Annotated in this window: 12 protein-coding genes; 6 read left to right on the top strand and 6 right to left on the bottom strand. The window is 73.5% G+C overall.

Annotation, left to right across the window (positions count from 1 at the left end; all coding sequences use genetic code 11):
* Positions 1-237 precede the first annotated feature (237 nt).
* Both hemQ and hemG read right to left on the bottom strand, forming a co-directional pair.
* A complete protein-coding gene (hemQ, locus tag AB0G63_RS36100; RefSeq protein ID WP_360759159.1) occupies positions 238-969 on the bottom strand; it encodes a hydrogen peroxide-dependent heme synthase in 732 nt (243 codons plus the stop codon).
* 5 nt (positions 970-974) lie between these two features.
* Complete coding sequence (hemG, locus tag AB0G63_RS36095) at positions 975-2429, bottom strand: protoporphyrinogen oxidase (protein ID WP_360759157.1); 1455 nt, start codon at positions 2427-2429, stop codon at positions 975-977.
* Positions 2430-2589: 160 nt separating this feature from the next.
* On the opposite strand from hemG, the gene AB0G63_RS36090 reads away from it, so the two are divergent.
* On the top strand, positions 2590-3666 hold the full coding sequence (locus AB0G63_RS36090) for a DUF4349 domain-containing protein (protein WP_360759155.1): 1077 nt from the start codon (positions 2590-2592) through the stop codon (positions 3664-3666).
* A gap of 27 nt (positions 3667-3693) precedes the next feature.
* Positions 3694-5085: an FAD-dependent oxidoreductase gene (locus AB0G63_RS36085; RefSeq protein ID WP_360759153.1), complete on the top strand. Its 1392-nt coding sequence runs from the start codon at positions 3694-3696 to the stop codon at positions 5083-5085.
* A gap of 126 nt (positions 5086-5211) precedes the next feature.
* On the opposite strand, the gene AB0G63_RS36080 is transcribed toward AB0G63_RS36085, so the two are convergent.
* Positions 5212-5538 (bottom strand): hypothetical protein, encoded by a 327-nt coding sequence (locus AB0G63_RS36080; RefSeq protein WP_360759151.1) that lies wholly within the window; start codon positions 5536-5538, stop codon positions 5212-5214.
* A gap of 126 nt (positions 5539-5664) precedes the next feature.
* On the opposite strand from AB0G63_RS36080, the gene AB0G63_RS36075 reads away from it, so the two are divergent.
* On the top strand, positions 5665-6489 hold the full coding sequence (locus tag AB0G63_RS36075) for a rhomboid family intramembrane serine protease (protein WP_360759149.1): 825 nt from the start codon (positions 5665-5667) through the stop codon (positions 6487-6489).
* Between the two features lies 1 nt (position 6490).
* On the opposite strand, the gene hemE is transcribed toward AB0G63_RS36075, so the two are convergent.
* Positions 6491-7561 carry a uroporphyrinogen decarboxylase gene (gene hemE / locus AB0G63_RS36070; protein ID WP_360759147.1) on the bottom strand — a complete coding sequence of 357 codons (1071 nt, stop codon included), beginning with the start codon at positions 7559-7561 and terminating at the stop codon, positions 6491-6493.
* Between the two features lie 168 nt (positions 7562-7729).
* Here hemE and AB0G63_RS36065 point away from each other — a divergent pair, with 168 nt between their 5' ends.
* The 3 genes from AB0G63_RS36065 (at position 7730) to AB0G63_RS36055 (ending at position 10804) form a co-directional block, all read left to right on the top strand.
* A complete protein-coding gene (locus AB0G63_RS36065; protein ID WP_360759161.1) occupies positions 7730-8368 on the top strand; it encodes a DUF3000 domain-containing protein in 639 nt (212 codons plus the stop codon).
* Positions 8369-8620: 252 nt separating this feature from the next.
* The gene (locus tag AB0G63_RS36060; RefSeq protein WP_324786662.1) at positions 8621-9283 is read left to right on the top strand and encodes a response regulator transcription factor; all 663 of its coding nucleotides are present in this window, start codon (positions 8621-8623) and stop codon (positions 9281-9283) included.
* Between the two features lie 240 nt (positions 9284-9523).
* Complete coding sequence (locus AB0G63_RS36055; protein WP_360759145.1) at positions 9524-10804, top strand: ribonuclease D; 1281 nt, start codon at positions 9524-9526, stop codon at positions 10802-10804.
* A gap of 435 nt (positions 10805-11239) precedes the next feature.
* Here the strand turns inward: AB0G63_RS36055 and AB0G63_RS36050 are convergent, their stop codons facing one another.
* Together AB0G63_RS36050 and AB0G63_RS36045 are read right to left on the bottom strand one after the other, a co-directional pair.
* Positions 11240-11704 carry a VOC family protein gene (locus AB0G63_RS36050; protein ID WP_360759143.1) on the bottom strand — a complete coding sequence of 155 codons (465 nt, stop codon included), beginning with the start codon at positions 11702-11704 and terminating at the stop codon, positions 11240-11242.
* A 161-nt stretch (positions 11705-11865) separates the two neighbouring features.
* Entirely contained in the window at positions 11866-12897 is a 1032-nt protein-coding gene (locus AB0G63_RS36045) for a histidinol-phosphate transaminase (RefSeq protein ID WP_360759141.1), read from the bottom strand.
* Position 12898 lies beyond the last annotated feature (1 nt).

Below are 12898 nucleotides of genomic sequence, written 5' to 3'. Positions count from 1 at the left end.
GGCGAGGTTCTCCCGGCGGGCGCCCCCCCCGGGGGGCGGGCGCCCACGGGGGGGCGGGCGCGGCCGCGGGCCCCCACCCCCCCCCCGCCCCCGCCCGCGCCCCGGGGGCGGGGGGCGGCGCGGGGGGCGGCGCCGGGGGCGAGCGGCGCGCGCTGACGGCGGCGCGCCGCCCGCGCCCCCGGCCGGTGCACACCGGCACCGGCGACGGACTCAGGCCGTTCAGGCCGACCAGGCCGGTCAGGCCAGCCCGGCGACCAGGTCGGCCACGGACTTGCGGCGGCCGGTGAAGAACGGGATCTCCTCGCGGACGTGCATCCGGGCCTCCGAGCCGCGCAGGTGGCGCATGAGGTCGACGATGCGGTGCAGCTCGTCGGCCTCGAAGGCGAGGATCCACTCGTAGTCGCCGAGCGAGAAGGAGGCGACCGTGTTGGCGCGCACGTCCGGGAAGCCGCGGGCCATCTTGCCGTGGTCGGCGAGCATGCGGCGGCGGTCCTCGTCGGGCAGCAGGTACCAGTCGTAGGAGCGCACGAACGGGTAGACGCTGACGTAGTTGCGCGGCGTCTCGTCGGCGAGGAACGCCGGGATGTGCGAGCGGTTGAACTCGGCGGGGCGGTGCAGCGCCATGTTCGACCACACCGGCTCCAGGGCGCGGCCCAGCTTCGTGCGGCGGAAGAGGTTGTACGCCTCCTGCAGCGCGTCGCTGGTCTCCGCGTGCCACCAGATCATGACGTCGGCGTCGGCGCGCAGCCCCGACAGGTCGTACGTGCCGCGGATCGTCACGTCCTTCGCGGCGAGCTGGTCGAACAGCTCCTGGACCTCGTCGGCGTAGCCCGCGCGGTCCTCGGGCAGGACGTCCTTCAGTTTGAAGACCGACCAGAGCGTGTAGCGGATGACCTCGTTGAGGTCCTTGGCCAGCTTGCCCTTGTTCGGGATCCTGCCGGACTCGGTGGTGGGGGCGTCGTCACTCATGTGCCTTATTCTCCTGCTCCTCCGTGCAGACTCTGCACCGGGTCGGCGGTGAGCCGCTGCACACCGCCGAGGTCTCCGTCGAGCTGGTCCACGGCCGCGTGGGCGCTCGCGATGCAGGCCGGGATGCCGACGCCGTCGTACTGCGCGCCGCAGACGACGAGGCCGGGCAGCTTGGCGACGTGCTCGCGGATGCGGGCCACGCGCGCGTGGTGGCCGACCGGGTACTGGGGCAGGCCGTCGGTCCAGCGGGTGACCCGGGTCTGCAGCGGTGTGGCGTCGAGGCCGGTGGCCGCCTCCAGGTCGCGCCGGGAGACGTCGACGAGGTGGGCGTCCTCGTGCTGGAGGATCTCCGTTTCGCGGTGGCGTCCGACGGAGGTGCGCAGCACCACCACGTCCGGGGCCGCCTCGGCCAGCCAGCTCCACTTCTGGGAGGCGAACGTGGACGCCTTGATGGTGTGGCCGTCGACGGGCGGCACGAGGAAGCCGCTGCCGGCCGGGAGGGAGACGTCGGCGCGGCGGTAGGCGAGGGTGACCAGGGCCATGGAGGCGTACTCGACGGTGCGCAGCTCGGCGGCGGCCGCGGGCGACTCGGCCGCCAGCAGGTCCGCGGCGGCGGGCGCGGGCACGGCGACGACCACGGCGTCGGCGTGCAGGACCCGGTCGCCCGTGGTCACCCGCCAGCCGCCGCCGGCCTCCCGGCGCAGCCCGGTCGCCGGCTGCCCGGTGAGGATCTCGCCGCCGCGCGCGGTGACCGACTCGGCGACCGCCTCGGGCAGCGTGCCGACGCCGCCGGCGATGCCCAGGAACACCGGGCCGGTCTGCGGGTCGGCGGCGGCCCTGGCCTGGATCTCGCGGACCGCCTCGGTCAGCGAGGTGTGCGTCAGGGCGGCCCGGTAGAGCTGCGGGACCGCCGAGCGCATCGAGATGCGGTAGGCGTCGCCGGCGTACACGCCGCCGAGGAGGGGCTCGACGAGGCGGTCGACGACCTCGCGGCCGACCCGGGCCGCCACGTACTCCCCAACCGCCACGTCGTCGCCGATCTCGGTGCGGGGCAGGTCGGCGTCGCGCTCGATACGGGCGACCCCCTCGTCGGAGAGCAGACCGGACAGGGCCGCGGCGGTGCCGGGGACGCCCATCACATGCCCCTTGGGCATGGGGCGGAGGGCGCCGCGGGTCCAGATGGAGGCGGCCGCGGTGGCGGGCGGCTGGAGACGGTCGGCGAGGCCCACCTCGCGGGCGAGGGCGACCGCCTCGGGCCGGCGGGCCAGCATCGATTCGGCGCCGAGGTCGACGCGGACGCCCGCGATCTCACCGGCGAGCAGCTTGCCGCCGGTCCGCTCCGACGCCTCCAGGACCGTCACGCGCGCCCCGCGCTCCAGCAATCGGTGCGCCGCGGCCAGTCCCGCGATGCCCGCTCCGATGACGACGACCTGCCCGGTGCCCGTGCGTGATCCGCTCATGGGCTCCACCCTCTCAGACGCCACCGGCCCTCACGCCAGGGCCTTGTGGCCCTGTCGAGTCGTGACCGTGACCTCATCGGAACCACCCGCGCCAAACGTCCGGGCCGCCTGCCGCGTCGTAGAGACGTAATTCGTCACAGACCCACGGGGGGATGCCCACATGCGCGTACAGCGTTCCGTACGACCCGTTCCGGCCCTGGCCGGGATCCTGCTGGCCGCGGCCCTAGCGCTGACGGGGTGCAGCGCGAACGACAGCAGCAGCAGCGACGCGGGCGGCGGCGCCGGCGAGAAGGCCGCCCAGCAGAGCGATGCGCAGGGCGGTGCACAGAGCGGCGCGCAGAGCGACGCCAAGCCGGGCGCCTCCGGCGGCGCCACGAGCGGCCGCGGAGCGTCCGGCACGCCCCGCCTGACGGCGAGCAGCATCATCCGCACCGCCTCGCTGACCGTTCAGGTCAAGGACGTGCCGAAGGCACTCGACCAGGCCCGCACCACCACCGAGAACGCGGGCGGCTACGTCGGCGAGGAGAACACCACCCGCGACGCGGAGGGCCATGAGCACACGCGCGTGGTGCTGCGGGTGCCGGTGGAGAAGTACGACGGCGTCCTCACCGATCTGCAGGGCGCCGGCAAGCTCCTGGACCGCACCGCGAAGGCCGAGGACGTCACCGACCAGGTCGTCGACGTGGAGAGCCGCATCAAGTCGCAGCGGGCCAGCGTCGCCCGGGTCCGCGAACTGATGGACCAGGCCACCAAGCTGAGCGACGTCGTCGCGCTGGAGGGCGAGCTGAGCGGCCGCGAGGCCGACCTGGAGGCGCTGCTGGCGCAGCAGGCGTCCCTGAAGGACCGCACGAGCCTGGCCACCATCACCCTGTCGCTGTCCGAGACGCCGGTGAAGAAGGCCGCGGAGGACGACGGCGACCCGGGCTTCGTGGACGCCCTCGCGGGCGGCTGGGACGCGTTCGTGACGATGCTGCGCTGGCTGGCGGTGGCGTTCGGGGCGGTGCTGCCGTTCGCGGTGGTGGCGGCCCTGCTCGTGCTCGTCTGGCGGCGGCTGGTGCGCCCCCGGCTGCGGCGGCGGACGACCGCCGCGCCCGTGCCGGGCGCGCCGATGCCCAACGCCCCGGTGCCCAGCGCGCCGATGCCCAACGCCCCGATGCCCAGCGCGCCGGTGCCGAGTGCCTCGGGCCACCTGCCGGCGGCCCGGCCGGTGCAGGAGGAGGGTGGCGAGCGGCACTGAAATGCCGGGGGGCCGTAGCGTGTTCGCATGACGATGAGCGGTGCGAGGGAGCGACTGGTCGTGATCGGCGGCGACGCCGCGGGGATGTCCGCGGCGTCGCAGGCCCGCCGGCTGAAGGGCCCCGGCGAACTGGAGATCGTGGCGTTCGAGCGGGGTCACTTCACCTCCTTCTCGGCGTGCGGCATCCCGTACTGGGTGGGCGGCGACGTGCCCGACCGGGACCGGCTGATCGCGCGCACGCCCGAGGAGCACCGCGCGCGGGACATCGACCTGCGCATGCGGACCGAGGTCACGGAGATCGACGTCGCCCGGGGGCGGGTACGCGCGCGTGACGTCGACTCCGGGGCCGAGTCCTGGACGTCGTACGACAAGCTCGTGATCGCCACCGGGGCGCGGCCGGTCCGCCCGGACCTGCCGGGCATCGACGCCCCCGGCGTGCACGGCGTGCAGACGCTCGACGACGGGCAGGCCCTGCTGGACACGCTGGCACGCACGCGCGGGCGGCGCGCCGTGGTGGTCGGGGCGGGCTACATCGGCGTCGAGATGGCCGAGGCGATGATCAACCGCGGCTACCGGGTGACGGTCGTCAACCGGGGCAGCGAGCCGATGTCCACGCTGGACCCCGACATGGGCCGCCTGGTGCACACGGCCATGGAGGGCCTGGGCATCACCATGGTCGACGACGCCGAGGTCACCAAGGTGCTCACGGGCGAGGACGGGCGGGTGCGGGCGGTGGCGACCGAGGACGCCGAGTTCCCGGCGGACGTGGTCGTCCTCGGCATCGGCGTGCGCCCCGAGACCGCGCTCGCCGAGGCCGCCGGGCTGCCCCTGGGCGCCCACCGCGGCCTGCTCACCGACCTCGCGATGCGGGTGCGCGGGCAGCGGAACGTCTGGGCCGGCGGGGACTGCGTCGAGGTCCTGGACCTGGTCTCCGGCCAGGAACGCCACATCGCGCTGGGCACCCACGCCAACAAGCACGGCCAGGTCATCGGCACCAACGTCGGCGGCGGCTACGCCACCTTCCCGGGCGTGGTCGGCACGGCGGTGAGCAAGGTGTGCGACCTGGAGATCGCGCGCACCGGACTGCGCGAGAAGGACGCCCGCCGGGCCGGCCTGCAGTTCGAGACGGTCACCGTCGAGTCGACCAGCCGGGCGGGCTACTACCCCGGCGCCTCTCCCATGACGGTGAAGATGCTCGCCGAGCGGCGCACGGGCCGCCTGCTCGGCGTGCAGATCGTCGGCCGGGAGGGCGCGGCCAAACGGGTCGACATCGCGGCCGTGGCCCTGACCGCGGGCATGACGGTGGAGCAGATGACGGCCCTGGACCTCGGCTACGCCCCGCCGTTCAGCCCCGTGTGGGACCCGGTACTGGTGGCGGCCCGCAAGGCGACGGCGGCGGTGCGGCGGGGCACGGTGTAGCGAGGGCCGGAGTGGCGGGGCACGGGGTGGAACGGGAGACGGGGTGGAGCGGGAGACGGGGTGGAGCGGGGCACGATGTGACGAGCGCGCGGGACGCGCCCACACGGGCGCGTCCCGCGGGGACGCTCAGGCCGACCCGTTGATCCGCTCGATCGCCTGCCGCGCGTGCTCGGCCGGCGCCCGCGAGGGCAGCGACGACACGGACGCACTCGCGGGCATGGCGGCGGCCGGCTGTTCCCCGGCGGGCTTCGCGTGCGCCGCGGCCGGCCGCGCGGACCGCAGCCGGTGGCTCACCGCCTCGTCCAGCGTCACCGGCCGCTGCATCTGCGAGGCCAGCCGTCCGGCCTCCTGGCCCAGCCTGGCCACGTCCTCCCAGGGCAGACGGACCACGAGGGCGAGCTCCGCCTCACCGTCGGGCAGTGCGTGCACCGCAGGAGTAACTCGGTCGTTCATCGCCTGTTTCCTCACGTCGTCCCCGCGACCCGCCTTCCCCGCGCCGCGGGCGGTTGAGGAGACATACGCACGCGCGCGTGTTGCCGTTCACGGGTTCGCGGGGCCGATCCCGGGCAGTAGTCCGTTGTGGTCATCCCCGTTCATGACGTGAACCCGGTGCGGCGTACCCCGTGGGTGACGTACACGCTGGTCGCCGCGAACGTCCTGGTCTTCCTGTACACGCCCGGCCTGGCCGGTTCCGTGGCGGGCGACAGCAGCCTGTCGCAGCTGTGCCACCTGCAGGCGTTCCTCGACCACTACGCGGCGGTGCCGCGGGAGTTGATCCACCATCAGATGCCGGGGCTGGTGCCGACCGGCGACGTCGCGGTGGGCGCGCACGGCGCGGGCTGCGTGGTGGCCCCGCCGGACTACGACAAGTCCCCGCCGGTGTCCGTGTTCACCGCGATGTTCCTGCACGGCAGCTGGCTGCACCTGCTGGGCAACATGCTGTTTCTGATGATCTTCGGCAACAACGTCGAGGACCGCATGGGGCACGTCCGGTTCACGCTGTTCTACCTGGTGTGCGGCTACGCGGCGTCGTACGGCTTCGCGCTGTTCAACGCCGACTCCGCCGACCCGCTGATCGGCGCGTCGGGGGCCATCGCGGGTGTGCTGGGCGCCTACCTCGTGCTGTATCCGAGAGCCAGGGTGTGGGTGCTCGTGCCGTTCCTGGTCTTCCTGCCGCTCAGGCTGCCGGCCTGGCTGGTGCTGGGCTTCTGGTTCGCGCTGCAGGCGGTGTACTCCTCCGGCGGGGGCGTCTCCGCCGCCGGCACCGTGGCGTACGCGGCGCACGTGGTCGGCTTCGTCGTCGGCATGCTGCTCGCCTGGCCGCTGAAACCGGGCACTCCCCCGCCGCCGGAACCGCCCGGCCTGCTGTTCGGCAGGCAGGCGCGGCCCCGGCAGACCTGGTAGGTCAGCGCGCGGTGTGCGTGTGGACGTATTCCACGAGCCGGGTGAGCGCGTCCGGGTCGGTGGACGGCATGACGCCGTGGCCGAGGTTGAACACGTGGCCCTCCAGGCCCGCCGCGGCGTCGAGCACCTCGCGGGTCTTCGCCTCGACGGCCTCCGTGGTGGCGAACAGCACCGTCGGGTCGAGGTTGCCCTGGAGCGCCTTGCCGGGGCCGACCCGCCGGGCGGCCTCGTCGAGGGGGACGCGCCAGTCGACGCCGACGACGTCCGCGCCGGCCTCGCCCATCAGCTTCAGCAGCTCGCCGGTGCCGACGCCGAAGTGGATGCGCGGGACGCCGTACCCGGCGACGGCGTCGAAGACCTTGGCGGAGGCGGGCATCACCGAGCGGCGGTAGTCGGCGGGGGCGAGCGCGCCGGCCCAGGAGTCGAACAGCTGGACCGCGGAGGCGCCCGCCTCGATCTGCACCTTCAGGAAGGCGGCCGTGATGTCCGCGAGGCGGTCGAGCAGGTCGGCCCACAGCTCCGGGTCGCCGTACATCATCGCCTTGGCGTTCTCGTACGTGCGCGACGGGCCGCCCTCGACGAGGTAGCTCGCGAGGGTGAAGGGGGCGCCGGCGAATCCGATGAGCGGGGTCGGGCCGAGTTCGCGGGTCAGCAGGCCGATCGCCTCGGTGACGTAGGAGACGTCCTCGGGGGTCAGGTCGGGCAGCCGCGCGAGGTCGGCGCGGGTGCGGACCGGCTGCTCGACGACCGGGCCGACGCCGGGCTTGATGTCGAGGTCGAGGCCGATGGCCTTCAGCGGCACGACGATGTCGCTGAAGTAGATCGCCGCGTCCACGCCGTGCCGGCGCACCGGCTGCAGCGTGATCTCGGTGACCAGGTCGGGCCGCATGCAGGAATCGAGCATCCCGATGCCCTGGCGGACCTTGCGGTACTCCGGCAGGGAGCGCCCGGCCTGCCGCATGAACCACACCGGCGTGTGCGGCACGGGCTCGCGCCGGCAGGCCCTGAGGAAGGCGGAGTCGTACGTGGCTGTCGGCTGCGGGCGGGCCGCGGGGGTGTCGTTGGCACTCACGGGGGAAAGTCTCGCACGACGCGGGCCGACGCCCGTCGCCAAGGCCGGGCGCCGCGCGGCCGGTCCGGCGTCGCGGGCCCGGGGTGTCTAGGCCCGCGGAGCCCCGGTTCCCTTTAACCTTCCCGCATGGCTGCGGCTCAGGAACGACTGTCGGACGGCGCTGGCGACATGGACGACGCGAAGGGCACCGGGGATGCGGACCGGCATGCGAGCACCACGGCTCCGCCGGCCTTCCGGGCCGCGGTCGAGGCGCTGCGCGGCAGCCGGCTGCGGCCCCAGATCGAGGTGGAGCCGACCCGCGCGCCGCAGCGGCTGGCGCCGTTCGCGTACGCGCTGGAGGCCACGGTCGTCGACGGCGACCAGGACCTGGCCGACGGCCGGCTGGTGCTGCTGCACGAACCGGAGGGGCACGACGCCTGGCGGGGCGCCTTCCGGCTGGTGACGCTGGTGCGCGCGGAGCTGGAGCCGGAGATGGCCGCCGACCCGCTGCTGCCCGAGGTGTGCTGGTCGTGGCTGACCGGCGCGCTGCAGGCGCGCGGCCTGGCGTGCGGCGAGCCCAGCGGCACGGTCACACGGGCGAGTTCCCACTACTTCGGCGGGCTGGCGGAGCGTCCCGCCGCCTCGCAGATCGAGATCCGCGCCTCCTGGACACCGCGCGAGGGCCTGGGAGGCGTCCCGGACACGGCCGGTCACCTGGCCGCCTGGTGCGATCTGCTCGCCCAGGTCGCGGGGCTGCCGCCGGCCGGGCCGGGCGACGCGTCGGTGGTGACGCTGCCGCAGCGGCGCGGACCGCAGTCGCCCCGCTGACCACGGCGGCCTCCCCGCTGACCACGGCAGCCTCCCCGCTGACCACCCTTTTGCCCATCTCTTTGTCGATACGGCCACTTTCAGTCATAGGTGACCCCTCGAACGAACCGATTCGTTCACCGAACGATCGACAGCCTGTCCGAATTGCGCAGATTGTTACTCACTAAATCGTGATCTTTTTCTAAAGGCCCGGAGGTTTGCTGCCGAAGACGACTTTGACCTACAAAGCCGTCCCACCCCCCAGGAGGCCTGGTGTCCGTTCTCCTCGAGCAGCCCGCAAGCCTGGTCGCCTACCGCCCGAACAAGCCGACCGCCATGGTGGTCGTGGCCGACCCGCGCGTCCGCTCCACCGTCACCCGCCACCTGTGGGCGCTCGGTGTGCGCGACGTCATCGAGGCCTCGTCCGTCGCGGAGGCTCGTCCCCGCATCGGCAACCCCCGCGACATCTGTGTCGCCGACGTCCACCTGCCCGACGGCTCGGGCCTCACCCTCCTGTCGGAGACCCGTGCCGCAGGCTGGCCCAACGGACTCGCCCTCTCCGCCGCCGACGACATCGGCGCCGTGCGCAACGCCCTCGCGGGCGGTGTGAAGGGCTACGTCGTCACCGGCACCCGTACCAACGTCGGGCTCCCCACCCGGCCGGGCGCCGCTCCGATCGGCGCGGCCGCCGCCCGTCTGCACCGCCGTCACCCGGGCGCCCCGAGCCACCCGGGCGGCTACCGGGAACTGTCCGGCCGTGAGGTCGAGGTGCTGCGGCTGGTGGCGGAGGGCCAGTCGAACAAGGCGATCGGCGTCTCCATGGGCCTGTCCGCGCTGACCGTCAAGAGCCACCTCGCCCGCATCGCGCGCAAGCTCGGCACCGGCGACCGCGCCGGCATGGTCGCCGTGGCCCTGCGCACCGGCATCATCCACTGACCCCCCGACCGCCCGCACCGTCCACCGCCCCCGACCGTCCGCAGGCAGCGGAGTCCGACCCCGGACACCGCCCCCGATCGTTCACCGGCGTGAACCGGACCGGCCCCCGAGCCCCGTCCGCCCGCCCATCCACGTCGTGAACCGGACGTTTCACCTTGCTGACCGGTTTACGACCCCCAGGCGCCCGTCGACGGAACGTTACGTCGGCGGGCGCTGTCCACACACAGATACCCTTGACAGGTGACCGACGCCCAAGAGACCGCAGCAGACATCTCACTGCGAACCACCGGAGGCGCCCCTCCGGACGACGGCGGATCTACTGACGAAGGGGCGCCGATTCCTCTGCTGGAGCCGCGCGAGGGCATTCCGCCCGTCACCGCCGACGAGGACGCGCTGGCCGAGGTGATCGCCGCCTTCGCCGCCGGCACCGGGCCCGTGGCCGTCGACGCCGAGCGCGCCTCCGGCTACCGGTACGGCCAGCGGGCCTACCTCGTCCAGCTGCGCCGCGAGGGCGCGGGGAGCGCGCTGGTGGACCCCGTGGCCTGCCCCGACCTCTCCGGTCTCGGCGAGGCGCTGGCCGACGCGGAGTGGGTGCTGCACGCGGCCTCCCAGGACCTCCCGTGCCTGCGCGAGATAGGCATGGTGCCGGCCCGGCTGTTCGACACCGAACTCGCGGGGCGCCTCGCCGGGTTCCCGCGGGTCGGACTGGGCGCCATGGTCGAGGGCGTCCTCGGATTCGTCCTGGAGAAGGGGCACTCCGCCGTCGACTGGTCCACCCGCCCGCTGCCCGAGCCGTGGCTCCGGTACGCGGCGCTGGACGTCGAGCTCCTGGTGGACCTGCGCGACGCGCTGGAGAAGGAGCTGGAGCGGCAGGGCAAGCTGGAGTGGGCCCTGCAGGAGTTCGACGCCATCGCGGCCGCGCCGCCCGCCGAGCCGCGCAAGGACCCCTGGCGCCGCACCTCCGGGATGCACAAGGTGCGCCGGCGCCGGCAGCTCGCCGTGGTGCGCGAGCTGTGGCAGACCCGGGACCGGATCGCCCGGCGGCGGGACGTCTCCCCGAGCAAGGTGCTGGGCGACGCCGCGATCGTCGAGGCGGCTCTCGCAATACCGGCCAACGTGCACGCGCTGGCCGCGCTGAACGGGTTCGGCCACCGCATGGGACGACGCCAGCTGGAGCAGTGGCAGGCGGCGGTGGACCGCGCCAGGGAACTCCCCGACGCGCAGCTGCCGCAGCCGGGCCAGCCGGTGACGGGACCCCCGCCGCCGCGGGCCTGGGCCGACAAGGACCCGGCCGCCGCGGCGCGGCTGTCGGCGGCGCGGGCCGCGGTGTCGGCGCTGGCGGAGCGGCTGAACATGCCGCAGGAGAACCTGATCACGCCGGACACGGTGCGGCGCGTGTGCTGGGAGCCGCCGCAGGTCGTGGACGCGGAGTCGGTGGCGGCCGCGCTCACCGGGCACGGCGCGCGGCCCTGGCAGGTGGAGCAGGTCACGCCGGTGCTGGTGACCGCCCTGTCCGCCTGACCGCCGCCGGCACCCCGCGCCGTCCGACGTCGAGATCACGCCAAGATCCAGACTCTGGTCCGTGTGCGGATGACGCGCCCGTGGCACTCCCGGACGTGATCGTCGGCAGGTGATCGTCCGCCACGGGCCGGTTCACGGGTTCCGGATGGTGCGCCCGAGGCTCCTCGCGGGTTCCGCGACGGGAGGAAGGCGCACGGTGGGCGTGCCGACGTGGACTGCCGAGCGGCGCCTGCGACCGGCCGAGCGGGCCGAGCTGCTGCGCAAGGAGCGGGGGGCGACGCCGGACCGGGTCGGCCGGAGGCGGCCGAGGTGGCGTCCGGGAGTGGGCCGAGGCGACGACAGCCCCAGCCCCGGCAGGCGAGCCCGCCCCCGAGGCCCTTGCCGGCACATCCGCTCAGTGCCGTCCCGGTCCGCGAAGCATCCGGCGCTTGCCCATCACCCGCTTGCGCGCATGTGCTCTTCCGCGCGTCGCTCGAACTCCTCCGGAGACACGTCCTCGACATGGGTGGCGATCGTCCACCGGTGCCCGAACGGGTCGATGACCTGTCCTGTCCGGTCACCGAAGAAGTTGTCCTGCACTTCTCGCTGCTGCTTCGCTCCGGCCTGCAACGCCCGGGCGAAGGTGGCGTCGACGTCCTCGACGAACAGGTAGAGGGTGACCGGAGTACCGCCGAGAGTCTTGGGGCCGGGCAGGCCGACCTCCACCCACTCGTCGGACAGCATGACAATCGTGCCGCCGATCTTGACCTGCGCGTGCATGATCTTGCCGTTGGGAGCGACGTGACGGGACAGTTCCTTCGCCCCGAAGGCCTCGCTGTAGAAGGCGATCGCCTCACTCGCCCCGTCCACGGACAGATATGCCGTCAGCTCCGAGTATCCGTCCGGAATTGCGTTGACCATTTGTTACCTCCGTACTGTTGGGGCGCCAGGGCCCTCTTGATGGATCTCCGTGGCAGAAGAAGCGGCGTCCGGTGCGTGCTCCCGGCCACTGGGGCTTGCGCGCGATGCGGCGAGAGGGCGCGCCGGGCGTCGCGACGCCGCGGAGAGCCGTCAGCAGGGCCCTAGTCGGCGGTGAGCTGATCGAGTGCGTCGAGGAACGTACGCAACTCGTTCTCCGTGCCGAGCGATACCCGCAGATGGCCGGGAAATCCGAACATGCCGGTGTCCCGCACGAGAATGCCGTGGTCCTTGGCGAGTGCGTTCTGCGCCTCGGTGGAGCCGTCGACCTGGACGGCGACGAAGTTCGTCACCGATGGCAGGTACCGGTACCCCCGCCGCTCCAGTTCCGCGCAGAACCACTCGCGCCGTTCGGCCGTGCCGGCCCGGATCGCACCGAGGAATGCCTGATCGGCGAGCGCGGCCAGTGCCGCCGCCTGTGCCACACGGTTGACGCTGAACGGGAGGACGTTCAGCGTCCGGCGGACCTCGGCGATGAGGTCGGCACGGCCGACGGCATATCCGATCCGCAGGGCTGCCAGCCCGTATGCCTTCGAGAAGGTACGCAGCGCGAGCACCGGAGCGCCCCGGTCGAGGAAGTCCCTTGTCTGCGGCAGGCCCGGGTCGCTGAACTCCTGGTAGGCCTCGTCGAAGACCAGCGGCACCTGGCCGGCGTGCGCCGCGGAGACCAGCGTGCCGAACGTGTCTCTGGACAGCGCGGTTCCGGAGGGGTTGTGCGGATTGCACACGTACCCGATGCCGTGGTGGAGAAGCCGGTCCGCGAACGCCTCCACGTCGAGGTCCGCGTCCCGCAGTGGCAGCTCGACCGCCCCACGCCCGATGCGTTCAAGGGCTTCCCGGTAGCCGGGAAAAGTGCCCGCGGTGACCAGGCCGGGGCGGGAGAGTTCACCGAGGCTCAGTGCGGTGGCCAGCACCAGCTCGTCGCTGCCGTTGGCCACCGCGATCTGGTCCTCGGAAACCCCCCAGTGCTCGGCGAGGGCCTCGACGAGGCTCTCCCTCTGCGGCGCCGGATAGCGGTTGACCCGTTCCAGCGCGGCCGTCGCCGCGGCGACGGCCGCGGGGCTCGCGCTGAAAGGACTCTCACTCAGGTGCAACCGCACCATCGTGTCCGCGTCCGGCACGCTGGTGTTGTACACC

The sequence above is a fragment of the Streptomyces sp. NPDC020996 genome (genome assembly GCF_040641355.1).
GTDB lineage: Bacteria > Actinomycetota > Actinomycetes > Streptomycetales > Streptomycetaceae > Streptomyces.
The sequence above is the reverse complement of the archived record's forward strand: the minus strand, read 5'-3'. Positions and strand labels throughout refer to the sequence as shown.

Bases quoted from the DNA above. Each gene is read 5' to 3' on its own strand.
- AB0G63_RS36085 (WP_360759153.1), top strand. From the start codon at position 3,694: ATGACGATGAGCGGTGCGAGGGAGCGACTGGTCGTGATCGGCGGCGAC.
- hemG (WP_360759157.1), bottom strand. From the start codon at position 2,429: ATGAGCGGATCACGCACGGGCACCGGGCAGGTCGTCGTCATCGGAGCG.
- AB0G63_RS36050 (WP_360759143.1), bottom strand. From the start codon at position 11,704: ATGGTCAACGCAATTCCGGACGGATACTCGGAGCTGACGGCATATCTG.
- AB0G63_RS36065 (WP_360759161.1), top strand. From the start codon at position 7,730: ATGGACGACGCGAAGGGCACCGGGGATGCGGACCGGCATGCGAGCACC.
- hemQ (WP_360759159.1), bottom strand. From the start codon at position 969: ATGAGTGACGACGCCCCCACCACCGAGTCCGGCAGGATCCCGAACAAG.
- AB0G63_RS36090 (WP_360759155.1), top strand. From the start codon at position 2,590: ATGCGCGTACAGCGTTCCGTACGACCCGTTCCGGCCCTGGCCGGGATC.
- AB0G63_RS36080 (WP_360759151.1), bottom strand. From the start codon at position 5,538: ATGAACGACCGAGTTACTCCTGCGGTGCACGCACTGCCCGACGGTGAG.